General features: G+C 67.0%; 22 protein-coding genes. 5 read left to right on the top strand and 17 right to left on the bottom strand.

The features are described from left to right. Positions 1 to 27: 27 nt before the first annotated feature. The 6 genes from lepB to rpoE all read right to left on the bottom strand — a co-directional run bounded on the left by lepB (position 28) and on the right by rpoE (position 6,904). On the bottom strand, positions 28 to 834 hold the full coding sequence (lepB, locus tag ACGTN6_RS13105; protein WP_394592202.1) for a signal peptidase I: 807 nt from the start codon (positions 832 to 834) through the stop codon (positions 28 to 30). A 16-nt stretch (positions 835 to 850) separates the two neighbouring features. Next, the gene (gene lepA / locus ACGTN6_RS13110; RefSeq protein ID WP_394592204.1) at positions 851 to 2,671 is read right to left on the bottom strand and encodes a translation elongation factor 4; all 1,821 of its coding nucleotides are present in this window, start codon (positions 2,669 to 2,671) and stop codon (positions 851 to 853) included. Between the two features lie 164 nt (positions 2,672 to 2,835). Further along, positions 2,836 to 4,251, bottom strand: a complete 1,416-nt coding sequence (locus tag ACGTN6_RS13115) for a DegQ family serine endoprotease (protein WP_394592206.1) — start codon at positions 4,249 to 4,251, stop codon at positions 2,836 to 2,838. A 166-nt stretch (positions 4,252 to 4,417) separates the two neighbouring features. After that, positions 4,418 to 5,401, bottom strand: a complete 984-nt coding sequence (locus ACGTN6_RS13120; protein WP_394592208.1) for a MucB/RseB C-terminal domain-containing protein — start codon at positions 5,399 to 5,401, stop codon at positions 4,418 to 4,420. 29 nt (positions 5,402 to 5,430) lie between these two features. Further along, positions 5,431 to 6,105: a sigma-E factor negative regulatory protein gene (locus ACGTN6_RS13125; RefSeq protein ID WP_394592210.1), complete on the bottom strand. Its 675-nt coding sequence runs from the start codon at positions 6,103 to 6,105 to the stop codon at positions 5,431 to 5,433. Between the two features lie 193 nt (positions 6,106 to 6,298). Further along, entirely contained in the window at positions 6,299 to 6,904 is a 606-nt protein-coding gene (gene rpoE, locus ACGTN6_RS13130; RefSeq protein WP_394592212.1) for an RNA polymerase sigma factor RpoE, read from the bottom strand. 331 nt (positions 6,905 to 7,235) lie between these two features. Between rpoE and ACGTN6_RS13135 the strand changes: the two genes are divergently transcribed. Next, positions 7,236 to 8,315 (top strand): 3-deoxy-7-phosphoheptulonate synthase, encoded by a 1,080-nt coding sequence (locus tag ACGTN6_RS13135; protein ID WP_394592214.1) that lies wholly within the window; start codon positions 7,236 to 7,238, stop codon positions 8,313 to 8,315. 162 nt (positions 8,316 to 8,477) lie between these two features. Here the strand turns inward: ACGTN6_RS13135 and ACGTN6_RS13140 are convergent, their stop codons facing one another. The 3 genes from ACGTN6_RS13140 to ACGTN6_RS13150 form a co-directional block, all read right to left on the bottom strand. Continuing rightward, positions 8,478 to 9,233, bottom strand: a complete 756-nt coding sequence (locus tag ACGTN6_RS13140) for an alpha/beta hydrolase family protein (protein WP_394592216.1) — start codon at positions 9,231 to 9,233, stop codon at positions 8,478 to 8,480. Between the two features lie 78 nt (positions 9,234 to 9,311). Next, positions 9,312 to 9,743 carry a GNAT family N-acetyltransferase gene (locus ACGTN6_RS13145; protein WP_394592218.1) on the bottom strand — a complete coding sequence of 144 codons (432 nt, stop codon included), beginning with the start codon at positions 9,741 to 9,743 and terminating at the stop codon, positions 9,312 to 9,314. Beyond that, on the bottom strand, positions 9,740 to 10,633 hold the full coding sequence (locus ACGTN6_RS13150; RefSeq protein ID WP_394592220.1) for an Nmad3 family putative nucleotide modification protein: 894 nt from the start codon (positions 10,631 to 10,633) through the stop codon (positions 9,740 to 9,742). The genes ACGTN6_RS13145 and ACGTN6_RS13150 overlap by 4 nt, the downstream gene beginning before the upstream one ends. Before the next feature lie 186 nt (positions 10,634 to 10,819). Between ACGTN6_RS13150 and ACGTN6_RS13155 the strand changes: the two genes are divergently transcribed. Further along, on the top strand, positions 10,820 to 11,692 hold the full coding sequence (locus ACGTN6_RS13155) for a cytochrome c oxidase assembly protein (RefSeq protein ID WP_394592222.1): 873 nt from the start codon (positions 10,820 to 10,822) through the stop codon (positions 11,690 to 11,692). Positions 11,693 to 11,708: 16 nt separating this feature from the next. After that, positions 11,709 to 12,299: an SCO family protein gene (locus tag ACGTN6_RS13160; RefSeq protein WP_394592224.1), complete on the top strand. Its 591-nt coding sequence runs from the start codon at positions 11,709 to 11,711 to the stop codon at positions 12,297 to 12,299. A gap of 206 nt (positions 12,300 to 12,505) precedes the next feature. Here ACGTN6_RS13160 and dinG read toward each other — a convergent pair whose 3' ends face one another. After that, positions 12,506 to 14,638 carry an ATP-dependent DNA helicase DinG gene (dinG, locus tag ACGTN6_RS13165; protein WP_394592226.1) on the bottom strand — a complete coding sequence of 711 codons (2,133 nt, stop codon included), beginning with the start codon at positions 14,636 to 14,638 and terminating at the stop codon, positions 12,506 to 12,508. Between the two features lie 123 nt (positions 14,639 to 14,761). Beyond that, on the bottom strand, positions 14,762 to 16,042 hold the full coding sequence (gene rhlB / locus ACGTN6_RS13170) for an ATP-dependent RNA helicase RhlB (protein ID WP_394592228.1): 1,281 nt from the start codon (positions 16,040 to 16,042) through the stop codon (positions 14,762 to 14,764). Between the two features lie 161 nt (positions 16,043 to 16,203). Between rhlB and ACGTN6_RS13175 the strand changes: the two genes are divergently transcribed. Further along, on the top strand, positions 16,204 to 16,440 hold the full coding sequence (locus ACGTN6_RS13175) for a hypothetical protein (RefSeq protein ID WP_394592230.1): 237 nt from the start codon (positions 16,204 to 16,206) through the stop codon (positions 16,438 to 16,440). A 3-nt stretch (positions 16,441 to 16,443) separates the two neighbouring features. Then, entirely contained in the window at positions 16,444 to 17,274 is an 831-nt protein-coding gene (xthA, locus tag ACGTN6_RS13180; protein ID WP_394592231.1) for an exodeoxyribonuclease III, read from the top strand. Here xthA and ACGTN6_RS13185 read toward each other — a convergent pair whose 3' ends face one another. The 6 genes from ACGTN6_RS13185 to ACGTN6_RS13210 are packed head-to-tail and all read right to left on the bottom strand — an operon-like array spanning position 17,275 to position 22,289. Beyond that, positions 17,275 to 18,420 (bottom strand): hypothetical protein, encoded by a 1,146-nt coding sequence (locus tag ACGTN6_RS13185; RefSeq protein ID WP_394592233.1) that lies wholly within the window; start codon positions 18,418 to 18,420, stop codon positions 17,275 to 17,277. It lies immediately after the preceding gene. Then, positions 18,417 to 19,184 (bottom strand): energy transducer TonB, encoded by a 768-nt coding sequence (locus tag ACGTN6_RS13190; protein WP_394592235.1) that lies wholly within the window; start codon positions 19,182 to 19,184, stop codon positions 18,417 to 18,419. Before ACGTN6_RS13190 ends, ACGTN6_RS13185 begins: the two co-directional genes overlap by 4 nt. Beyond that, on the bottom strand, positions 19,184 to 19,591 hold the full coding sequence (locus ACGTN6_RS13195; protein WP_394592237.1) for an ExbD/TolR family protein: 408 nt from the start codon (positions 19,589 to 19,591) through the stop codon (positions 19,184 to 19,186). The genes ACGTN6_RS13190 and ACGTN6_RS13195 overlap by 1 nt, the downstream gene beginning before the upstream one ends. Next, a complete protein-coding gene (locus ACGTN6_RS13200; protein ID WP_394592239.1) occupies positions 19,584 to 20,120 on the bottom strand; it encodes a MotA/TolQ/ExbB proton channel family protein in 537 nt (178 codons plus the stop codon). Before ACGTN6_RS13200 ends, ACGTN6_RS13195 begins: the two co-directional genes overlap by 8 nt. Continuing rightward, complete coding sequence (locus tag ACGTN6_RS13205; RefSeq protein WP_394592241.1) at positions 20,101 to 21,501, bottom strand: MotA/TolQ/ExbB proton channel family protein; 1,401 nt, start codon at positions 21,499 to 21,501, stop codon at positions 20,101 to 20,103. Before ACGTN6_RS13205 ends, ACGTN6_RS13200 begins: the two co-directional genes overlap by 20 nt. Continuing rightward, positions 21,501 to 22,289: a DUF3450 domain-containing protein gene (locus tag ACGTN6_RS13210; protein ID WP_394592243.1), complete on the bottom strand. Its 789-nt coding sequence runs from the start codon at positions 22,287 to 22,289 to the stop codon at positions 21,501 to 21,503. Before ACGTN6_RS13210 ends, ACGTN6_RS13205 begins: the two co-directional genes overlap by 1 nt. Positions 22,290 to 22,305 lie beyond the last annotated feature (16 nt).

Consider the following 22,305-nt stretch of genomic DNA (forward strand, 5'->3'; position numbering starts at 1 on the left):
TCATGCAAGGAATGCCGCTCCCGGCATTCATTGGATACGGCGCACACTGGTAAAACTCGGCAGTCCGCCGTTCCAGTGCATCCAGACGGCGAAGGCCTTGCCGACGATGTTCTCCTCCGGCACGAAGCCCCAGTAGCGGCTGTCGTTGGAGTGGTCGCGGTTGTCCCCCATCATGAAATAGTGTCCCGGCGGCACTACGATCTCGCGCATCTGCGGACCGGGGTCGCGTGGATTATTGTAGATAGGGTGGTCGACCTCGCCCAGTTGCTCCTGCATCAACAGCTCATCGGTAGCCCCTTGGGGACCGGCCTCGATCAGCGACTTGGGCACCGGCTCGCCATTGACAAACAGTTGCTTGTCTTCATAGCGAATATGATCTCCAGGCAGGCCGATCACCCGCTTGATGAAGTTCACCGATGGCTCGTTGGGGAACCGGAACACCATGACATCGCCTCGCTCCGGCTCGCCGACGTCGACGAACTTGGTGTCGAGCACCGGCAGGCGCAAGCCATAGGCGAACTTGTTGACCAGAATGAAATCGCCCACCTCGAGGGTCGGGCGCATCGAGCCGGAGGGAATCTGGAAGGGTTCGACCAGGAAACTACGCAGCACCAGCACTACCAGCAGCACCGGGAAGAAGGAGCGCGCGTAATCTACCGGCCAGGGCTCCTTGAGCGCCTTTTCGCGGACGGCGGGATCGGCGCCCTCGGTGGTGCCGGCTTCGACGCTGGCCGTAAGGCGAGCCCGACGCGCCGGCCGCCACCATACCAGGTCCAGCAGCCAGATCGCCCCGGTGACCAGCACGGCCACCGTCAGCAGGAGTGCAAAATCCATCAGTCGTTGCCCTTCCTTAGTCGTCGTTCACCTTGAGCACGGCGAGGAAGGCATCCTGGGGAATTTCCACCCGGCCGACCTGCTTCATGCGTTTCTTGCCCGCCTTCTGCTTCTCGAGCAGTTTCTTCTTGCGCGAGGCGTCGCCACCGTAGCACTTGGCGGTCACGTTCTTGCGCAGTGCCTTGACGGTGGAGCGCGCCACCACCTGGCCGCCGATGGCCGCCTGGATGGCCACATCAAACATCTGCCGCGGAATCAATTCTTTCATCTTTTCGACCAGCACCCGCCCTCGGGTGTGGGCATGGTCGCGGTGAATGATCACTGCCAGGGCATCCACCCTGTCGCCGTTGATCAGCACGTCGAGGCGCACCAGCCTGGCGGCCTCGAAGCGCTCGAAGTTGTACTCCAGCGAGGCGTAGCCCTTGGAGATGGACTTGAGGCGATCGAAGAAATCCATCACCACCTCGGCCATGGGCAGCTCGTAGGTGAGCTGGATCTGGCTGCCCAGGAACAGCATGTCGAGCTGGGTGCCGCGGCGCTGCTCGCACTCGGCGATGACATTGCCGACGAACTCCTGGGGCACCAGGATGCTGGCCCGCACCACGGGCTCGCGCATCTCCTCCACGTCGGCCATGTCGGGCAGTTTGGAGGGGTTGGAGACGTAACGGACCTCGCCGTCCTTCATCAGCAGTTCGTAGACCACGGTCGGCGCCGTGGTTAGCAGGTCGAGGTCGTACTCGCGCTCCAGCCGCTCCTGAACGATCTCCATGTGCAGGGTGCCGAGGAAGCCGACCCGGAAGCCGAAGCCCAGGGCGTCGGAGTTCTCGGGCTCATAGTCCAGGGAGGCATCGTTGAGGGCCAGCTTCTCCAGGGCGTCGCGGAAGTCCTCGTAGTCATCGGCGCTGACCGGGAACATGCCGGCATAGACCTGGGGCTTGACCTTCTGGAAGCCCGGCAGACGCTTGACGTCCGGCGTCTTGGCATGAGTGATGGTATCACCCACCGGAGCGCCATGGATGTCCTTGATCCCGGCCACCACGAAACCCACTTCGCCGGCGCGAAGCACGTCGGTCTCGCGACGCTGGGGAGTGAAGATACCGACCTGGTTGGCCTGCCAGTCGCGACCGGTGGAGGTGATGCGGATCTTGTCGTTCTTCTTCAGCGTGCCATCGAAGATACGCACCAGCGACACCACGCCCAGGTAGTTGTCGAACCAGGAGTCGATGATCAGCGCCTGCAGCGGAGCCTCGCGATCGCCCCTGGGAGGCGGAATATCGCGTACCAGTCGCTCGAGCAGCGCATCGATGCCGAGCCCGCTCTTGGCCGACACCTGGCAGGCGTCGGTGGCATCCAGGCCGATGATCTCCTCGATTTCCACGCTGACCTTGTCCGGGTCGGCCTGGGGAAGGTCCATCTTGTTGAGCACCGGCAGCACCTCGAGGCCCTGCTCGATGGCGGTATAGCAGTTGGCCACCGACTGGGCCTCGACGCCCTGGGCGGCATCCACCACCAGCAGGGCGCCTTCGCAGGCGTACAGCGAGCGGGACACCTCGTAGGAGAAGTCCACGTGTCCCGGGGTATCGATGAAGTTCAGCTGATAGACGTTTCCGTCCTGGGCATGGTAGTCCAGCGTCACCGACTGGGCCTTGATGGTGATACCACGCTCACGCTCCAGGTCCATGGAGTCGAGCACCTGCTCCTTGAGTTCCCGCTCCGTGAGTCCCCCACAGTTCTGGATCAGGCGATCGGCCAGGGTCGATTTGCCGTGATCGATGTGGGCAATAATGGAAAAGTTCCGTATCCCGTTGATTACTTTGCGGTTATCGCTTTCTGACATTCGAAAAAGATCCGGTTCGTGTACGCACCCGTGTACAAAAATTGGCGTTCGCCGTCTCTGGTGCGTCGAGTGAGATGGCGGCATTGTAGCGGGATGCGCCGGCCAGATACAGCGACCCGACGGCATGGCCGTCGGGTCGCAGGTCACGACGAGGGTCGCATTGATCAGTCGCTGGCCAGGCGCAGCGCCACGTAGTAGGACCGCCCGTCCCGATAGAGCCGCACAGGCACCGCGCTACCCTCAGGCAGGTCAGCCACCAGCTCGGCAAGCTGGTCAGGGCTCTCCACCGTCTGCTGGCCGATGCTGATCAGGACATCGCCGGGCCGTATGCCAGCCGCGGCGGCGATGCCCTCGGGGTCGACCTCGGTCACCTGAACGCCTTGGTCAAGCTCGAGCTTGCGGCGCTGGGCCTCGCCCAGCGGCTGAACCACCACGCCGAGTCGAGCGGGCTCAGCCTGATCGCTGCCGCCGCCAGTCGCCGCGCTGTCCGGCCACTCGCCGACTTCGATGTCCAGCGTCTCGCGCTCGCCATCACGCAGCACGGTGAGGGCCACGCTGCCGCCTGGGGATACGCGGCCGATCAGCCGGGGCAGGCTGCTGGAACGTTCGACACCCTGGCCGTTGACCTCGAGGATGACGTCGCCGGCCTTGAGGCCGCCCTCGGCCGCCGGCCCCTCGGGATCGAGATCGGCGATCAGCGCGCCTTCGGGATTATCCATGCCGAAGGACTCGGCCAGCTCACGGGACACCGGCTGGATCATCACCCCGAGCCAGCCGCGCTCGACAGAGCCACTGGCCTTCAGCTGGTCGGCTACGTCCATCGCCACGTTGATGGGAATCGCGAACGACAGCCCCATGAAGCCGCCGCTGCGGGTGAAGATCTGGGAATTGATGCCGATCACCTCGCCGTCGAGGTTGAACAGCGGCCCCCCGGAATTGCCGGGATTGATCGCCACATCGGTCTGTATGAAGGGCACGTATACGTCACGCGGCAGGGTGCGGTTGATGGCGCTGACGATGCCCGAAGTCACCGAGTGGTCGAAGCCGAACGGCGAGCCGATGGCCGCCACCCACTGGCCCACCTCGAGCCGATCGGAGTCGCCCAGCGTGAGCTTCGGCAAGTCGCTGGCATCGACCTTGAGAACGGCCACGTCGGTTTTCTCGTCGGCCCCTACCAGCTCGGCCTCGAGCTCCCGACGGTCGTTGAGACGTACCAGGATCTGATCGGCACCATCGACCACATGAGCGTTGGTCATGATGTAGCCGTCCTCGCTGATGATGAAGCCCGAGCCCAGTGACTGGCGCTCCTCACTGTGACCGTGCCCTCCTCCAGGCGGCATCGGCAGCTGGTCGCCGAAGAAGTGACGGAAGATCTCGGGAATCTCCTGGTTGCCGAAGCCGCGGAAGGGCGAATCGCGACGTTCCACCACCCGGGACGTGGAGATGTTGACGACCCCGGGGGCGGCATCCTTCACCAGCTCGGTGAAGTCCGGCAACTCGCGGGCCATGGCGGACTGGGTGGCGAACAGCGCCACGACCAGCAGCACCCAGAAAGATAGCGTGCGCGTCATGCGTGTCATGAATGACTCCTGTGACAAGGTGCAATGGATGGCAAGGACATCTGCCCCTACCCCTTACCTCGACGAGGGCAAAAGGTTCAGCAGGGCGGCTTGAGCCGGGGTGGGCGGCGGCAGGAATCGGTACGCGGCGATCCCACGCGCCTTGGGGATGCTTTGAAGCGAGCGCTCATGGCGTGCCCTCCGCCTCGTCCGCGGCGGCTTCGGCCGTCGGCGTCTCGCCGGACCAGACCACCGACTCGACCACTCGCCGCAACACCGGCGGTGGCAGTTCGCCCATGGCCACCACCTGGCGCGGCCGGCCGCCGAGCTCTCGGTGCAGCACCGCCGCGTAGGAAACGCCCAGGCGGTGAATGCCGGGAATCAGCAGGTCACGGTTCTCGAGGGGTTCAACGAACAGGCTCAGGGTCGCCAGACCGTCACCGTAGACCCGATGGCTGACGCCGGGGCGACGCTCGCCGGTCTTCACCGGCTGGGCGACGAAGCCCTCGGGCAGCCAGGCCGGCCGCCAGGGTCGTCGCTCGAGTTGGCGCTCCGGGGCCAGACCGACCCGACCCTGGTAGAGCCGGGGAGAGCGCAGTTCGGTGATCTGGAAGGTTTCGAGCACCCGCCCGCGCTCATCGAGCAGCATCTGCTTGAGCGGCAGAGCAGTAGCGGCATCGAGCCACAGGCGATGGCCGTAGCGCTGGTCGTCGAGGGGCTCGATGTCGAGGCGCATCGCATGGCGGCCGGCAATCCGGTCCGACCCGGACAGCTGCAGACGGTAAAGGCCATCGAGATGTCCAACGATGGCCTCGGGAGAGGCCGAGGACGCCTTGCCCGGCGCCATGCCGCCCAATAGCGCTATACGCCCTTCCCGTTCGAAGGCGACGGCAGGACCATCGAGGAAGCGTGCTACCTCTCGCTCGATGCCATCTTGAATCTCATGGGACATGGCCAGGCTGCGCACGCCGTCGCTGCCGATACGCACCGCTCTGGCCTGAAAGACATAGCAATGGCCGGCCCACAGGCTGCGTTCGTACCAGGCCATCGCCGAGTCGGGCTCATCCTCCTCCGCCAGCCGGGAGCAGTCGAAATCGGTGCCGACCGACGCCGCCTGGGCGGTGCCGATCGGCGACGCAAGGACTGCGCTGATCAGGAGCCACGCCCCCAAAAGGGCCGAGCAACTCCCCTGCCTAACCATCAGCGCGCCCCTGAAGACTCGCTTCCCGAGGCTCGCAGCAGCGGCATCCAGACATCACCGCCGGTAGCAGCGGCACCCTCGGCGTGACGATCCAGGTAGGATTGCAGAAGCAGCGCCTGCTGGCGATCCATAAGCAGTGACTGGCGCTGAGTGGGCGATAGCATCGTCGGCGCATCTGCCCCGACGGTCATCAGCCCCTGATTGTTACCGCTCGAGCCCTGGAACATCGGCATGTCCACCAGCGATGGCGCCGGACTACTCGCCAGCGACGCCCCCACGGACTCGGTATTAGAGACGGTACTGGCCACCGGCGCCTCGCTGCCGCCGAGAGGAGATGCACCGTTATAAAACTGCACACCGGTGATCACCATCAACGAAACCGCAGCGGCAATGCCGGCACTGCGCCCAAGCGGCAGGGAACGCCGTGTCGTCGAGACGGACGCCCCTAGCGGAGCGGGCTCATCGCGCAGGCCGGCCATGACGCCGGCCGACAGATCAGTGGCCATGTCAACGTCGCTCTCGCGCCGCAACAGGCTTCTCATCAAGTGGTAGCGGCGCCAGGCATCCGCCGCATCGGGCTCGTCATCCAGCGACTTGAGGACGCGCCGCAGCTCGAGCTCGTCCCCTTCGTTGTCCATTAGCGCAGAAAGCGATTCCCGTGCGTTCTGACTCATTTCTCATCACCCTCACAATCGACAAGGCACCACCGCCTTGAATCCTGTTGGAAGCCCGGAATCCCGACCTCGTTGCCCGTCGTGTCGGCCATATCGAGAGGCCCCAGACCCGCCATGTACGGATCGGTCACCGCATATGACGTCACTCGCGCCCGACAGTTCAGCCAATCCGCAAAAACGGTGAAAATTCGCTTCATTCGACCACCGCTTCCTGGTTGCGGGAGGTGGTGACCAGCGGCCGGATATGCTGATCCACGGCCTCGCGAGCGCGGAAGATTCGCGAACGCACCGTGCCAACCGGGCACTCCATGATGTTGGCGATGTCTTCGTAGGAGAGGCCGTCGAGCTCGCGCAGAGTAATCGCCGTTCGCAGGTCATCGGGCAGCGCCTCGATGGCTTCGAACACGGCAGCCTGGAGTTGATCCCGCGCGATGGCCGCCTCGGGCGTCTCGATGTCTGCCAGGCGGCCGCTGTGATCGACCACCTCGGCATCGACGATGTCCAGGTCGCTGCCCGGCGGGCGACGCCCCTTGGAGACCAGATGGTTCTTGGCGGTATTGATGGCAATGCGGTACATCCAGGTATAGAAGGCGCTTTCGGCACGAAACTTGCCAAGCGCCCGGTAGGCCTTGATGAAGGCCTCCTGCGCCACGTCCTGGACCTCGGCGTGATCGTGCACGTAGCGGCCGATCAGCCCGATGATCTTGTGTTGGTACTTCTTCACCAGCAGGTCGAAGGCGCGGGTATCCCCCTTCTGTGCGCGTTCGACGAGTTGCTGGTCGGTTTCCCGGGTGCCCATTCAGCGCCTCCCCGTGGCGGGAGCTTGCCGCGACGCGCCAGAATGACGTCGCATAGAGACGGGTATCGCTTCCATATGTATCAACCTAGACCCTGGGGTGAGCATGCGCCGATATCGGCGGGTGCCCAAGTGTTCCTGTTTCGCGGGCGCGCATCAAGCCTCGACGCCGCCATGGGCCCGCTGACGCCGATCGACGGACGGCCCCGCGCCGGCGCTAGGACAACCCGCCTCCCCGCCGGGTTCCCGAGCCGATTGAATTTGACCGGCACGCGGGCGATAGTAGGCCTCTCACGCCGCATCAGCGCTGACACGACACAGGTAGCGAAGCAACATGTCCGAGCAACAGGTCAACAACCTCAACGTTCTCGCCGAGGACGTCCTCATTAGCCCGGCCGACCTCAAGCGGGAAATCCCGCTCACCGAGGACGCCGAACGCACGGTGATCGAGGGGCGCCAGACCATCCAGAACATTCTCGACGGCCGCGACTCCCGACTGCTGATGGTAGTAGGTCCCTGCTCGATCCACGACGTCGACGCGGCCCTGGACTACGCTCGCCGCCTGCGTCGGCTGGCGGACGCGGTCAAGGACAGCCTCTATATCGTCATGCGCGTCTACTTCGAGAAACCGCGAACCACCGTGGGCTGGAAGGGCTTGATCAACGACCCGCATCTCAACGGCTCCTTCGAGATCGAGGAAGGCCTGCATATCGCCCGGCGCCTGCTGGTCGAACTCGCCGAGCTGGGCTTGCCGCTGGCCACCGAGGCGCTGGACCCGATCTCGCCCCAGTACCTGCAGGACTGCATCAGTTGGTCGGCGATCGGCGCACGTACCACCGAATCCCAGACTCACCGCGAGATGGCTTCCGGGCTGTCCGGCCCCGTAGGGTTCAAGAACGGCACCGACGGCAGCCTCGACGTGGCCGTCAATGCTCTGCAGTCGGTTGCCCACCCGCACAACTTCCTGGGTATCGACCAGGCCGGCAAGGTGGCGATCATCCGCACTCGCGGCAATCGCTACGGCCATGTGGTACTGCGTGGCGGCAACGGCAAGCCCAACTACGACAGCGTCAGCGTGGCGCTGGCCGAGCAGGAGCTGAACAAGGCCGGCGTCACGCCCAACATCATGATCGACTGCTCGCACGCCAACTCCAACAAGGACCCCAGCCTGCAGCCGCTGGTGCTGGAGAACGTCACCAACCAGATCCTGGAAGGTAACCGCTCGATCATCGGCCTGATGGTCGAATCCAACATCGGCTGGGGCAACCAGAAGATCCCCGAGGACCATAGCCAGCTGGCCTACGGCGTCTCCGTCACCGACGCCTGCATCGACTGGGACGCCACCGAACAGGCCTTCACGACCATGAACGACAAGCTGGCCCCGATCCTGGCCAAGCGGAGCCGCGCCGCCTGACGCGCTCGAGCCTTCACGCTATCGATGGGCCCGCCGCATGGCGGGCCCATTTCGTCCGGACATTGCTCTTATCAAACATTGCTCTTACCGAACATGGTCCTTACCGAACCCTGCCCTTGGCGCGAGGCTCGAGCGTGCAGCGCTTGGATGCCATGGACGAACCTAGCCCAGGAAACGAGTGAAGAATCGCAGCAGCTGCTCATGGTGAAGGTTCTCCGCCTCGCCGCGCAGCATATGCCCCTCCCCCTCGTAGAGATGCGTCTCGACATAGCCGCCTCTTGCGCCGAGGCGCTCCGCCAGGCGCCGGGTCATGTCGACGCTCCAGGTGGCGTCCTCCACGCCGTGACTCAACAAGACGGGGCCGGCATAGCGCTCGATCTCGATGCGAGTGGTCGGCTTGAGGCGCTCAGAGCTTCCCCGCCATGCCCAGGCCCGGGAGGCGGCGTCCCAAGCTTGCCAGCCCGGGTCCCCCGAGTCCCGGAAGGAACGCGCATCGAAAGCCCCGCAAACCACGTCGGCGGGGGCATGAGCAGCCAGCGCATCGGCCTGCCCCGCGAGACCCTCCTCGGCCATCAGCGATGCCAGCAAGAGGGCGTGCTCGCCGCCTCGTGACACGCCGTGCATCCCGACCTGCCCCGAGCAGTAGGCCGATTCCCTCAGCGCCGCCATGGCCTCGGCGGTACGATCCAGCGCCACCTCCTCGATCGCGCCGGCATTCCAGACATTACCGCCACGCGAATAGGCATGGGGATAGGCCAGAAAACCGTGCGCAGCAAACAGGACGGCCAGCCGGTGCGACCAGCCGGAGAAGCCGCCCTCAGAGCCATGCAGGATCAAGATGCCCGGAAACGGGCCATCCCCGGCGGGCCCGTAAGTGGTGCCGAATTCCGGCAGCAGCCGGCGCACGATATTCAACATGGGACCTCCCTGTCCGCGGGTGTCTTGCTTGTTGCACCCTGAATGGAGCGTCGGCACGATCTTACCGCGTCCGAGCCCTTACTCTTCTAGCGACTTGGTCAGCAGACACTGGCGCTTGTCGAGCCGATAGCCCTGCCGCCCGTAGAAAGCATGCGCGGCTTCGCGCGTCACGTTGGCCCGCACCCGGACCCGATCGGTGCGTGGCCGCAGCCAGGCCTCGGCGGCGGCCACCAGTTGGGCGCCAAGCCCCTGCCCCCGGCTCGACTCCGCGACCACCAGACTCACGACCTCACCACAGCGCCCCTCCGCCAGGCGCACGTCGAGGATCGCCGAGACGCAGCCGACGATGCCCCGCTCATCCTCGGCGACGATAACGGCGTCACCTCGCTCGACCATCGCCGCGAGGTTGTCTCTTACCCCGTCGGGGCCATGTTCGTAGCCCAGTTGTCCCATCAGCCCGGCCAGCGCTTCGGCGTCTATCGCCGTCGCTTGCCGGAAGCGCATCGTCATCCTGCCCCCTCGTCTCCCGTCGCGTCGTGCCCGACATCGACTGCGCCAGCGATCAACTCCCGCGCCCAGGGTATCGCCTCGGGGTACTGTTCGCCATCCAGCACGAACTCCTGCCCACGGGCCACGGCCTGCAGCGCAACGCGATCGCTGCACCGCCGCCAGCGGCGGGGGTCGGCATGATAGGTCAGCGGCGGCTGACCTTTGCGCGGTTGAAACCAGGCTGGCAGTTCCCAGGCCGATACCGTCTCGGCATTCGGCGCCGTCAGGCGATGCCGAGTGGCGTAGCGCGAGAAGATACCGGCGCCCGGCAGCCCGACGTCACGCCCGTCGCTGGTGAGCCGTGGACTGGCGATATAGAGCATGTTGCGAGGCGTGCCCAGGTGCTGGCAATGCGGGTGGTCGTGGGCCCACTCGAATCCGACCGGCAGGTGATCACCGAGGGCAAGGATGTCAGCCACCTGCAGCCAGCCCCACAGCACATGACGCGGCCTTGACGCGGACACGAAACGCCAGCGGCCATCAACGCGCTCGACGTCTCGAAAAAGCCCGAAGAACAGGAACAGATCGCCCGGCCCCACCCCCTGATTGCGCAGATGGCTCTGTGCCGCTCCCATCTGGCCAAACAGCGGCCGCCAGCCCGGCGCGCGAGGCCGCTGATCGGCGCGCAGATCGGGATCCAAGTGGGCCCGGGCACTCGGGGCGATCTTCCCCCGCGTCAGGTCGGCGACGAGCGGCCCCAGCGGCTCGCCCTGCTGGGTGATGTCCTCATAGGCAGCCGTCGCTCGCGCATCGGGAATCGGCAGCGCAAGCAGCCGCCCATCGGGCAGGATCGGATTGGGCACGCCTCCGGCAGAAGTATCGAAGCCTTTGCGGCTCAGGATCAATTTCATCGCGAATCCTTGCGGAAGAACAGGCCAACGCAACCAGGCGGCAACAACGGGTCGAGCGCGGGAAATACTGGCCAATCGCGTCCCGGGGTTCAAGCGTCACTGTAGCGTGAGCGGGCCCGATTGCCGGCCGCACGGGCCTCGGCTAGCTTGAGGCGATACCCCCTCCCCGACCACAAGGACCCGCGGATGGCGGAATCAACGGCCCTGCTGGACTCTTTCACCGCCCCACTCGCCTCCCTTGCTTCCTGGCTCGCCCCCTGGGAGTTCGAGCCGCTGTGGGGACTCGCCTGCCTGGCGGCCTCTGCCGTCTATCTGCGCGGCGTTCGGCGCCTGGGCCGCCGCCATCCCGCCGTCGGCTGGGCGCGACCGACCGCCTTCCTCGCCGGGCTCGCTCTCGTCTACCTCGTCAGCCAGACCCACTACGACTACCTCTCTCAGTACATGTTCTTTCCCCACCGGGCCCAGCACCTGGTGCTGCACCATACCGCGCCCTTCCTGATGGTCCTCGCGTTCCCCGGGCCGGTGCTGGCAGCCGGCCTGCCGGCCGGGCTCGAGGGTCCGCGGCGACTCGCGCGCCCCCTGATCGATGTGTTGCAGCAGCCGCTGGTCGCGCCACTGCTGTTCGTGGGCCTGATCTATTTCTGGCTGATCCCGGAGGTGCACTTCGACGCCATGCTCAGCCGAGAGCTCTACCAGCTCATGAACTGGAGCATGCTGGTCGACGGCGTGCTGTTCTGGTGGCTGGTGCTCACGCCATCCACAAGGCTCGGCCATGGTCGACGCATCCTGCTGCTGCTGGCCGTAGTGCCACCGCAGATCCTGCTCGGCGCCTATCTCACCTTCAGCTCCACGGTATTGTTCGACGTCTATGAGGTGTGCGGCCGCGCCTGGCCGCTGGCGCCGCTGGTCGACCAGCAGCTGGGCGGGCTGATCACCTGGATCCCGGCCACCATGATGAGCGTGATCGGCACCCTGATCGTGCTGCGCCAGCTGCGGCGTGGCGAGACAAGCGACCGACAGACGGCGGCCGCCCCTGCGCCGCGGGATGCGACCGGCTGACCGCCGAGGAGATAACATGCGCCACCCCATGCTCCGACGGCTTGCACTGCTCGCGTTGCTGGTTCTGGCCGGCTGCGGCGAGGATGACTGGCGGACCAAGGACATCGCCTCGCTGATGCCGCCGCTCGCCTTCACGCTGACCGACGAGCGAGGCCGGACGGTGGAGGCCAGCCGCTACCACGGCGACGTAACCCTGCTGTACTTCGGCTATACCCACTGCCCGGACGTCTGCCCCGCCACCCTCGCCCGGCTCGCCAAAACCCTGAATGGCCTGGCGCCCGAGGCGCGAGAAGACGTGCGGGTGCTGTTCGTCTCGGTGGACCCGACCCGCGACGGCCCCCAGCGGTTGACGACCTACACCGACGCCTTCGGGCCGGCGATTGTCGGATTGACCGGCAGCCGGGCACAGCTCGACGCCCTCACCAAGCGCTATCGGGTGACCTACGGCTACGGGGAAAAGGACAGCGATGGGGACTATCCGGTCTCCCACCCGAGCGGCATTTTCGCCTTCGATCGAGATGGCGCGGCGCGGCTGCTGATCCGCGACGGCGACGCCCCCGAAGCCGTGCGCCACGACCTCGAGCGGCTGCTCGCCGAGGAAGGATGATCTCAAAAAAGGGTAAAAGTCGGTGAGCGAAGGCTAGGGCTAGGCCCGCTCCCTGCGGGCCAACGCACTTCCCACGTCCTTGTGGGTCGCAAGGCAAACATCAACGAAAAGCCGGAGTTTACGAGCCGTAAATGAGGACTTTGATCGGACTCGCGCACGAGTTTATGTTTAACACCGTATAGCCGAGCACAGCCACTTTTCGACCTTTACTGGCCGTCGATCTCGCGCACGAAGGGCGGCAGCGCATCCAGCAGCGCGCGGCCGTAGCGGCGCGTCAGCACGCGGCGGTCGAGCAGCGTGATGCGGCCGCGATCGGCCTCCTTGCGAATCAGCCGGCCGCAGGCCTGGACCAGCTTGATGGAGGCGTCGGGCACGCTGATGCGCATGAAGGGATTGCCGCCCTGGCGCTCGATCCACTCGGCCAGCGTCGCGCCCACCGGGTCGTCGGGCACCGCGAACGGCAGCCGGGTGATCACCACGTGCGTCAGATAGTCGCCGGGCAGGTCGATACCCTCGGCGAAGCTCGCCAGGCCGAACAGGATGCTGCCCTCGCCCTTGTCGATCTTCGCCCGGTGGCGCTCCACCAGCTCGCGCTTGGGCAGCCGGCCCTGGGCCAGCACCCGCTCGCGGGTGGTCGCCGAGAGCGCGCGCTCCACGGCGCGCAGCTGGGCGCGGGACGAGAACAGCGCCAGCACGGCCTCGTCCTCGCCCAGCGCCTCGACGAACTCGACGATGGCGCGCTCGTGGCCCTCGCGGTCGGACGGATCCGCCGCCTCGCGGGGCACGCTGAGCACCGCCCGGGAATAGTCGAAGGGGCTCGGCAGGCTCTGGTAGCGATAGCGGTTGGCAAGCCCGGCGCGCTCCTGAAGCCGCTCGAAGCGACCCAGGGCAGTCAAGGTCGCCGAGGTCACCACGGCGCCGAAGCAGCGCCCCCACAGCGATTTCGCCAGGGTGTGCGCAGCGGAAACCGGGCTGGCCGAGAAGGTCAGCTCCGGATCACCGCCGAAGCGTTCCAGCGTCAGCCAGCGGGCGCGCGGTGGCTCGCCCTCGGGATCGGTCTCGGCGAAGGCCTGCCACAGAGCGTGGGCTTCCAGCGCGCGGCCGTGGAGCAGCGCCACCAGCGGCAACCAGGGCTCGGCCTGTTCCTTGGGCAGCCCGGTGGACTTATCCGGGTCCAGGCTCTCGCGCAGGATGTCGGCCGTCGACTCCAGGGTCCGCGACAGCTCGGCGAACAGCGTCACCAGGCCGTCGGCCTGCTCGCGCAGGGCGTCCGGCACCCGGCCCATCTCGAAGCGGTGCTGGGCGCCGTCCTCGCCATCGCCCAGGCCCTCGGGTCGGCCGGCAATCTGGTGACCCAGCGAGAACGCCTCGCCGAGCCGCGGTTCCAGCGCCTCGAACAGCGGCGGCAGGCTCGCCAGCAGCCGCGCCAGGGTCGGCTGCACGGCCAGCGCCTGGTTGAGCTCGGTGAGCGACTTCTTCAGGGTGCCCAGCCAGCGCAGGGTGAAGCCCACGGCGAAGCGGTGGGTGAAGTGGTTGAGCGCCTTGTCGGGAAGGTGGTGGCCCTCGTCGAAGACGTAGATGCAGTCGCCGGGGTCCGGCAGCACCACGCCTCCGCCCAACGCCAAGTCGGCCAGCACCAGGTCGTGATTGGCGACAATCACCTCGGCGCTGTCCAGATCGCGGCGGGCGCGAAAGAAGGCGCAGGCTCCGAAGTGACCGCAGCGCCGATTGGTGCATTGGCGATGGTCGACGGTGAGCTTGCGCCAGTGAGCATCTTCGATGCCCTCCGGCCAGCTGTCGCGGTCACCGGCCCAACGCCCGTTGCCGTAGGCTTCGCCCAGCGACTGGACGAGCTGCTGGAAGTCATCGCCGCCGCTGTCCAGGGCCTGCTCGAACAGCGACAGGGTGGGATTGTCTTCGCCGCCGTCCATGGCCTGGTCGAGGCGCGCCACGCATACATAGCGCCCGCGCCCCTTGGCCAGGGCGTAGTCGAAGGCCAGCCCGCTATGGGCCTTGAGGGACGGCAGGTCCTGGTGCAACACCTGCTCCTGCAGGGCCACCGTGGCAGTGGCCAACACCAGGCGCTTGCCACGGGCCTTGGCGACCGGCAGCGCGGCGAGCAGGTAGGCCAGGGTCTTGCCGGTGCCGGTGCCTGCCTCGAGCACGCAGACGTGCTCGTTGCTGGTCCGCTGGCCAGCGTCATCGGCCTCGATGCCGCCCAGGGTGCGCGCGATCTCGGCGATCATCAGCCGCTGGCCGTAGCGCGGCGTCAGGTCGAGACCATCTAGCACCTTGCGATAGGCGCTCTGGATCTCGCCCTTCAGGACCTCGTCAAGCATAAAATTCCTAGCCGGAAGCCGGAGGCCGGAAGCTGGAAGTCACACCATTGCCAGTCGGATAAGGCTCTGGCTTCCGGCACAGCCGGTGTTTTTTCTTCCAGCTTCAAGCTTAAAGCTAAGAGCTTACAAGAGTCCCTCCGGCGGATGCTCGCAGGGCAACTTGTCGTCGATGAAGCGCTCGATCTCCGGCAGCGAGAAGGCGTCTTCCTCGCCCACGAAGCTGATCGAGACGCCCTTGGCTCCGGCACGCCCGGTACGACCGATGCGGTGGACGTAATCTTCCGGGTCCTCGGGCAGGGTGTAGTTGATCACGTGGCTGACATCCTCGATATGGATGCCGCGACCGGCCACATCGGTGGCCACCAGCACCTGGATCTCGCCTTCGCGGAAACGCTCCAGGGTGCGGATACGCTGGTTCTGGGGCACGTCCCCGGAGAGCATGGCGGCATTGATGCCGGCCTTCTGGAGCAGCTCGTCGAGCTTGCGCACCAGGTCGCGGCGGTTGCCGAACACCATCACCCGGTCGAAGCTCTCCTGCTGCAGCAGCTGGACCAGCAGGCGCTGCTTGTCCTCGTCACTGACCAGGTAGACGCGCTGGTCGATGTCGGCGGCGTTATCGACGGTGACCGCGATCTCCACGTGGGCCGGGGACTGGGTCCACTGGCTGGCCAGGCTGAGGATGTCGTCGGTGAAGGTCGCCGAGAACAGGAAGGTCTGGCGCTCCTCCTTCTTCGGCGTGTGGCGGATGATGCGCTTGACGTCGGGGATGAAGCCCATGGAGAGCATGCGGTCCGCCTCGTCGAGCACCAGCACCTCGACCTGTGTCAGGTCCACGTCGCGCTTCTGATGAAAGTCCAGCAGCCGGCCCGGGGTGGCCACCAGGATGTCGAGCGTCTTGCCCAGCCCCTCGAGCTGCTTTTGGTAGTCCATGCCGCCGACCACGCTGGCCACGTTGAGGTTGGTAAAGCGGGCCAGCGCCTTGGCGTCCTTCTCGATCTGCAGTGCCAGCTCACGGGTCGGCGCCACGATCAGCGCGCGAGGCGCGCCGGGTTTCTGGCCGTCCGGCGCTTCCTCCTCGAGGAAGTAGGCCAGGATCGAGATCAAGAAGGCGGCGGTCTTGCCGGTGCCGGTCTGCGCCTTGCCGACCACGTCTCCGCCGAGCAGGGTATGCGTCAGCGCCTCGGCCTGGATCGGCGTGCAGTACTCGAAGCCCTGAGCATGGATGGCCCGCATCAGCGGCAGCGGCAGATCGAAGTCGTGGAATCGCCACTTGCCCGCCACAGCGGGGACCTGGAACTGGCGCAGATCCCAGTTAGACTGGCGGCGGCGCGGCTTGCGGCGGCGACGCTTGGGCTTGCGATTCTGGGTCTGGGCCGGTGCTGTGGTCTGTTCCGACTCGCTCATAGGCTGTGCTGTCTCGTCCATGTTCGTGGATGGAGGCGCATCGGCAGGGATGCGTGACGCAAACGGCCATTGTAACAGTCTCTGGCGCCGAGGGCGCGTTCGCTGTCGAAGGTCTGCTCCCGGCTGCTAGAATGGCGCCCAACGATCAAGGAGCCTGCGTCATGACACGCAAGAAGAAGACCCGCTCACTGGCCGACAAGGTGACCATCCGCACCGGCCGGCGCAAGGACTACAAGCAGTGGCGCCACGAGAACCCGGACGAGGTCACCTCGTCGCGGCGCTACACCGAGAAGAAGCGCCAGCAGCGCAAGCTGCAGGCCGAACGCAAGCAGGCTCGGCAGGAGGCCGGGCAGCCGATCGCCATCCATCCCGACAAGCCCGAGCACAAGGACGACTGACCGATGCGCCTGGTGTCATTCAACATCAACGGAATTCGCGCCCGCCTCCATCAGTTGGAGGCGCTGATCGAGACCCATCGCCCGGCGGTGATCGGTCTTCAGGAAACCAAGGTCCAGGACAGCGAGTTTCCACTCGAGGCCGTGGAAGCCATGGGCTACGACGTCCACTTCCATGGCCAGAAAGGCCATTATGGAGTGGCTCTGATGATCTGCCGGAAGCAGTGTCCGGAGGGTCCGGAGGCGGTCTATCGTGGCTTCCCGGACGACGGTGAGGAGGCCCAGCGCCGGCTGATCGGCGTGCGCCTGCGTATCGGCGGCGGCGAACCGCTGACCGTATGGAATGGCTACTTCCCTCAGGGCGAGAACGTCGATCACCCGGTGAAGTTTCCCCACAAGCGCGAGTTCTACGCCCAGCTGTCGCGACTGCTCGACGAGCAGCATACGCCCGACGAGCGCCTGGCGATCATGGGCGACTTCAACATCTCCCCCGAGGACATCGATATCGGCATCGGCGAGTCCAACCGGAAACGGTGGCTGCGCGAGGGCAAGACCAGCTTTCAGCCGGTGGAGCGCGAGTGGCTCGAGGGCATCAAGGCCTGGGGGCTCAGCGACAGCTATCGGCTCTGCCATCCGGACGTAGACGATCGCTTCAGCTGGTTCGACTACCGCTCCAAGGGCTTCGACCGTGAGCCCAAGCGCGGCCTGCGTATCGACTACATTCTGGTCACCCAGCCGCTGGCCGGCCAGGTGCGTGACGCCGGCATCGACTACGTGCTGCGCGGCATGGAGAAGCCGTCCGACCACGCGCCCGTGTGGACCGAGTTCGAGTCGTAATCAGGCCTCGGCGGCGGGACCATTCTCCTTGGTCCCGCCCGTTTCCTCATCGCCGTTCTGCTCCGGCAGGCTCGACAGCCAGGCTTCCGCTTCGAGCTCGCCCAGCGCTTGGGCCTTCACCAGCGCCTCGCCAGCAAGGTCCCATTCGCCCCAGCCATAGGCCAGCTCGCCCAACTGCAGCCAGTCGTCACCGGCTCCACTGCGTTCAGCGACATCCCGCCAGGCGGAAAGCGCCCGCTCATGATCCCTCGCCGCCTGCCAGGCCCTGGCCAGCAGGCGTCGATTGTCCAGATCGTCGGCCAACGCCTGTTCCTCGAGCGAACTCGTCAACAGCTCGGCGGCCCGCGCCGGGGTGCCGCCGGCCAGATGCAGGCGGATTCGCTGGCGCAGGTCATCGCTGCCCGCCAACACGCCACGCCGCCAGCCGGCCTCCCAGATCGCCGCCGCTCTGCCGGGATCACCCAGGCGCTGGGCCAGCCCCGCCGCCCGGCGCCAGGTCTCGGGATCGCCGTTGGCGGCAGCCAGGCGCCGCTCGATCACCGCCAGCGCGGCGCTCTCGTCGCCGGCCCGTTGCAGCACGGTAGCAGCAAGCGTCGCCCGGGCCTGGCCGGGTGTGGCGTCCGCCTCCAGGGCACGATTCACCCAGCGCGCTGCGGCCTCCCACTCGGACTCGGCAGCCAGCAGCTGAGCCATCAACCAGTGATCCTCGCTGGTGCCGCCATGGCGCTGAAACCAGTCGCCCAGCAGCGCCCTCGCCCGTCCAGCTTGATCACCCTGCAGGCGAAGGCCCGCCTCCTGGCGCAGCCAGCGATCCGCCTGGGCGCGCTCCACCCCGTGGATTCCGCGCGCCTCGGCCAGATGGTCGGCGGCGGCAAGCGGGTCGTCGAGGCGCGACTCGGCACTCGCGGCGAGCTGAAGATAAAGGGCACGCGCCCAGCGATCCGAGGCATTACCGCCGGCCAAGCGCTCTGCCTGGCTCAGGGCGAGCTCGCGCACGGCGGAAAACTCGGACTGCCCCAAGCGCCGCTCGAGGCCCTGAAGATCGTCGATACGTGCCCCGGACAGGGTAGGCGCCGCCAGCGCGGGCGACGCCAACAGCAGCCAGGCGAGCAGGCACAGCGGGCGAGTCTGCATCATGGTCTTCATCTCAGCTGGAACTCCAGGCGTTGGCGGGCCCGACGGAGATGGTCGGCGGCGGCAAACTGCCAGCCGGCGATGGCACGGCGAGCGACGCGATCAAAGACGCGCTGCGGATTGGCCTCCACTACCTGGATACTGTCGCGCTCGACGCTGCCGTCACGGCGGATGATGAACTGCACCACCACGTACCCCTCCAGGCCGCGACGCCGCGCGCGGGGGGGATACTCGGGCGGCACGCGACGCGTGGCCTGGGCCGATGAGCCCACGTCCACGGGCGTATTGGAGGCCGCCTGAGTCGCAGCCGGTGCTGCGGCAGAGGCGCTGGTCGTCGGTGCCGGACTCGGGGCAGGATCGGGCGCCGGCGCGGGTTCCGGCTGCGGTTCGGGCTCAGGCTGCGGCTCGGGTTCCGGTTCGGGTCGTGGCTCAGGTTCAGGCGGCGTCTCGGTGAGCTCCGGCAAGGCCTCGTCCACCGGCGTCTCCGGCGTTTCCATGGGAGGAAGCTCCGGCTCCGGCAAGGAAATGGCGCTGTCGACCTGGGGCACGGGCGCCGGCTGTGGCGGCGGCGTCGGAGCACTGGGCGGCGGCGGTGGCGCCGCGCTGGCCGCCGTGGCCGGCTCGGGCGCCATCTCGGCCGGCGCCTCGGCCAGCGTCATCATGATCTCCTGCTGAGGCTCGGGCTCGGCCTCGGGAGGCGCCACCAGCAAGGCCAGCAGCGCGAACAGCGCCAGGGTCAGGGCCGCCCCGGCCAGCAGAGAAACCGGTAGCCGCATCAGTCACCGCTCCGCTGGGCGGCCACCGCCACATTATCGACGTCGGCCTCGCGCAGGCGATCCATGACCTCGATCAGCACGCCGGTGGTGGCATCGCGATCGGCCTGGATCACCACCGAGCCGTCGTCGCTGACCATGCCGGCCACGTGCGGGCCGATCCGGTGCAGATCCACGGGCTCGCCGTCAACCCATACCGCGCCCTCGGGGGTGATCGCTACCAGCACCTGAACGTCCGGCCGCGGCGATGCCGCGCTGGACTCGGGCCGCTCGATTTCCACGCCGCTCTCCTTGATGAAGCTGGTGGTCACGATGAAGAAGATCAGCATGATGAAGACCACGTCCAGCATCGGGGTCAGGTTGACCTCGCTGCTCTCCTCACCGGCCGCCGCCAGTCGACGTCTACGCATGTGCGTCCTCCGCGGCGCGCGCCAGGCGGTCGTGCAACCGCTGATCCTCGCGCCGGATGATGTGTTCGAGACGAGCGATGAACAAGAGCCCCACCACCGAGACCGCCATGCCGCTCAGGGTCGGCAGAGTGGCGCGGGCTACGCCGTCGGCCATGGCGCGCGCCTGATTGACCTCGCTCACAGACAGGCTGTCGAAGACGGTGATCATGCCAGTCACCGTGCCGAGTAGCCCGAACAGCGGGCAGATCACCACCAAGAGCTTGAGCCAAGGCAGCGGCGCACGGAGACGGGTGATCAGCTCGCGGGCCCAGATCTCGCGCAGGGTCAGCGCACTCCAGCTGACGTGATCCTCGCGGGCCACCCAGCGCGCCACCAGGGCGTGGCGCGCCGGACGATAGTGGAAGCGGAAGAACCACCAGCGCTCCAGGCCCAGCGAGAACAGCAGCACCGCCACGCCGATGATGACCACCAGCACCGGGCCGCCGGCCTCGACCAGCCAGGCCAGGGGATCAAGCCAGAGCATCGGCATGGCGCGGCGTCACGCTCGGGGAAGCAGCGTCGCGGCCGGCTTCGAGGGTGTCGGCGAGCACGGCACTGGCGCGCCCTTCGAGGGTGCCGATCAGCGAACGGCTGCGGCTGGAGAGCGCCGTCTGAGCGAACAGCAGCGGCACCGCGGTGATCAGGCCCAGCACCGTGGTCACCAGCGCCTGACTGATGCCCCCGGCCATCAGCTGCGGGTCGCCGGTGCCGAACACGGTGATCGACTGGAAGGTCACGATCATCCCGGTCACGGTACCGAGCAGGCCCATCAGCGGCGCCACGGCGGCGAGCATCTTGACCAACCCCTGGCCGCGCTCGAGCTTCGGCTGCTCGGCGAGCAGCGCCTCGTCGAGGCGGGCCTCCAGCGCCTCGGGCGCATGACCCGGGCCGAGCGCATGGAAACGCTTGAGCACGCGCCCCAGCGGATTGTCATCGCGCAGCCGGTCGAGATCGCCAAGCTGACGACGCAGCCGTACGGTTACCCTCGTCAGATAGAGATACTGCACCAGCGCCACCAGCAGGCCGATGATGCCCAGCGCCACGACCACATAGCCCACGGCGCCCCCCTGCTGGAAGCGTTGCCAAAGGCTCGGCGTCTGTGCCATGGCCGCGATGACCTGTCCGTCGGCCGGATCGAAGGCCAGGGTGTCGCCCGCGCCGCCCAGGAAGGCCGCAACCCGGTCGGCGATCGCCTCGGGCGTCGTCGGCAGTACCGCTGGGCGCCCTTCCTCACCGGAGCGCTCGAGCAGCTGACCGTCTTCGGTGGCCGCCAGCAGATCGCCGACCCGCAGCACCGAGCGCTCGACCACCTCACCATCGGCACCGGCCACCGGGGCCTCAAGCTCCGCCACGCGGGCGGTTTCGCGTGTCAGCGCCATCAGGCTGTCGGCGAGGACGGCCACCTGATCGGCGCCGAGGATGCCATCGGCCTCGAGCCGCGGCGGCAACTCGGCCTGGCCGCCGAGGGTCAGCCAACTGGCGGCCAGATCGTCACGCAGCTCGCCGCTGACGCCGGCCACCTCATCGAACAGGGCCTGCAGATCTCCGCCCTGTTCCTGGCGGCGGGCGTTGAGCTCCTCGAGCGCCTCGCGCTGGGACTGCTCCCGAGCGTCGAGGGATTCGCGGCGCTCGCGGGCCTCGGCCAGCGCGGCCTGGGCCTCCTGTAGGGCGGCATCCAGAGCCGCCTCGTCGTCCACCAACTCGGCCAGGCGGGCGCGGTCGCGGGCTTCCGCGGCTTCGCGTTCGGCGCTCAGGGTCGTCAGCGCACCCTCGTCGCCGGTCGCAGCCGTCTGCTGGGCCGAGGCCTGCAGCGGCATGCTAGCCAGCCACAGGCCGGCAAGGGCAGCACACATTATCGTCGGCATCTTCATCAGGCGCCCTCCCCCGCTGGCGTCTCGGCGCTCGAGACGGTTTGAGACACGGGCAGTTCGAGCAGGGCCGGCGCACGTTGCTCACGCGCTATGGCCAGCCCCTTGCGCACCTCGGCTCGGGCCGCATCATCGAGCGGTTGCCAGTCGCCTCGCTCGACGCTCCATACGCCACCCCGGCGACCATCGGGGGTCAGGTAATACCAGCCAACCCGCCCAAGGCGCAGGAAATCCACCTCGCTCGCCGTGTCGCCGGGCAACTCACCCCGCCAGGCATCGATCCCACGACCATAGTCGAGCTCCGCACGCCAGGCGGCCAACACTCTGGACAGCTTCTCGTCACGGCTCATTTCGGGGGCCGCCAGCAGGTGCTCGAGGCTCTCTACTCGTGACATGCGCTCGTCATGCAGGAAGGGCATGTCGCTCGCCACCCAAGCACGCAGGCGCTCGACCATGTCGCGCACCAGCCCGGGAAGCACCTCGCGGGTCGCGGATAGCGTGGACAGCGCCTCGTCACGCTCGGCCAGGGTCTCGGCCTGTCGCTCGACCAGCGGCGCCATCTCGGCGTTGTAGTCGTTCAGGCGGCGAGTCTCCTCGCGCGCCTGGCGAAGGGCCTGGAGCTTGTCACGCACGTCGTCATCGGCCTCGTCGATGCGCGCCTGCAGTTCAGCCTGAGTGCGCTGGGCGTCGAGGGCCTCGTCACGTAAGGTGGATTCGGCGGCCGCCGTGGCGGCCAGCATCAGGGCGACGCCTGCCAGGCCATGGCGGATCCAGGGGGTTGGGTAGGGCACTCGCGTCTCCCGAAAG

This window comes from Halomonas sp. B23F22_20, from assembly GCF_043496985.1.
Taxonomy (GTDB): Bacteria; Pseudomonadota; Gammaproteobacteria; order Pseudomonadales; family Halomonadaceae; genus Halomonas.

Excerpts from the sequence above, each read along its gene's own strand:
- lepB (WP_394592202.1), bottom strand. The coding sequence starts at position 834 with ATGGATTTTGCACTCCTGCTGACGGTGGCCGTGCTGGTCACCGGGGCG.
- lepA (WP_394592204.1), bottom strand. The coding sequence starts at position 2,671 with ATGTCAGAAAGCGATAACCGCAAAGTAATCAACGGGATACGGAACTTT.
- ACGTN6_RS13115 (WP_394592206.1), bottom strand. The coding sequence starts at position 4,251 with ATGACACGCATGACGCGCACGCTATCTTTCTGGGTGCTGCTGGTCGTG.
- ACGTN6_RS13125 (WP_394592210.1), bottom strand. The coding sequence starts at position 6,105 with ATGAGTCAGAACGCACGGGAATCGCTTTCTGCGCTAATGGACAACGAA.
- rpoE (WP_394592212.1), bottom strand. The coding sequence starts at position 6,904 with ATGGGCACCCGGGAAACCGACCAGCAACTCGTCGAACGCGCACAGAAG.
- ACGTN6_RS13135 (WP_394592214.1), top strand. The coding sequence starts at position 7,236 with ATGTCCGAGCAACAGGTCAACAACCTCAACGTTCTCGCCGAGGACGTC.
- ACGTN6_RS13140 (WP_394592216.1), bottom strand. The coding sequence starts at position 9,233 with ATGTTGAATATCGTGCGCCGGCTGCTGCCGGAATTCGGCACCACTTAC.
- ACGTN6_RS13145 (WP_394592218.1), bottom strand. The coding sequence starts at position 9,743 with ATGACGATGCGCTTCCGGCAAGCGACGGCGATAGACGCCGAAGCGCTG.
- ACGTN6_RS13150 (WP_394592220.1), bottom strand. The coding sequence starts at position 10,633 with ATGAAATTGATCCTGAGCCGCAAAGGCTTCGATACTTCTGCCGGAGGC.
- ACGTN6_RS13155 (WP_394592222.1), top strand. The coding sequence starts at position 10,820 with ATGGCGGAATCAACGGCCCTGCTGGACTCTTTCACCGCCCCACTCGCC.
- ACGTN6_RS13160 (WP_394592224.1), top strand. The coding sequence starts at position 11,709 with ATGCGCCACCCCATGCTCCGACGGCTTGCACTGCTCGCGTTGCTGGTT.
- dinG (WP_394592226.1), bottom strand. The coding sequence starts at position 14,638 with ATGCTTGACGAGGTCCTGAAGGGCGAGATCCAGAGCGCCTATCGCAAG.
- rhlB (WP_394592228.1), bottom strand. The coding sequence starts at position 16,042 with ATGAGCGAGTCGGAACAGACCACAGCACCGGCCCAGACCCAGAATCGC.
- ACGTN6_RS13175 (WP_394592230.1), top strand. The coding sequence starts at position 16,204 with ATGACACGCAAGAAGAAGACCCGCTCACTGGCCGACAAGGTGACCATC.
- xthA (WP_394592231.1), top strand. The coding sequence starts at position 16,444 with ATGCGCCTGGTGTCATTCAACATCAACGGAATTCGCGCCCGCCTCCAT.
- ACGTN6_RS13185 (WP_394592233.1), bottom strand. The coding sequence starts at position 18,420 with ATGAAGACCATGATGCAGACTCGCCCGCTGTGCCTGCTCGCCTGGCTG.
- ACGTN6_RS13190 (WP_394592235.1), bottom strand. The coding sequence starts at position 19,184 with ATGCGGCTACCGGTTTCTCTGCTGGCCGGGGCGGCCCTGACCCTGGCG.
- ACGTN6_RS13195 (WP_394592237.1), bottom strand. The coding sequence starts at position 19,591 with ATGCGTAGACGTCGACTGGCGGCGGCCGGTGAGGAGAGCAGCGAGGTC.
- ACGTN6_RS13200 (WP_394592239.1), bottom strand. The coding sequence starts at position 20,120 with ATGCCGATGCTCTGGCTTGATCCCCTGGCCTGGCTGGTCGAGGCCGGC.
- ACGTN6_RS13205 (WP_394592241.1), bottom strand. The coding sequence starts at position 21,501 with ATGAAGATGCCGACGATAATGTGTGCTGCCCTTGCCGGCCTGTGGCTG.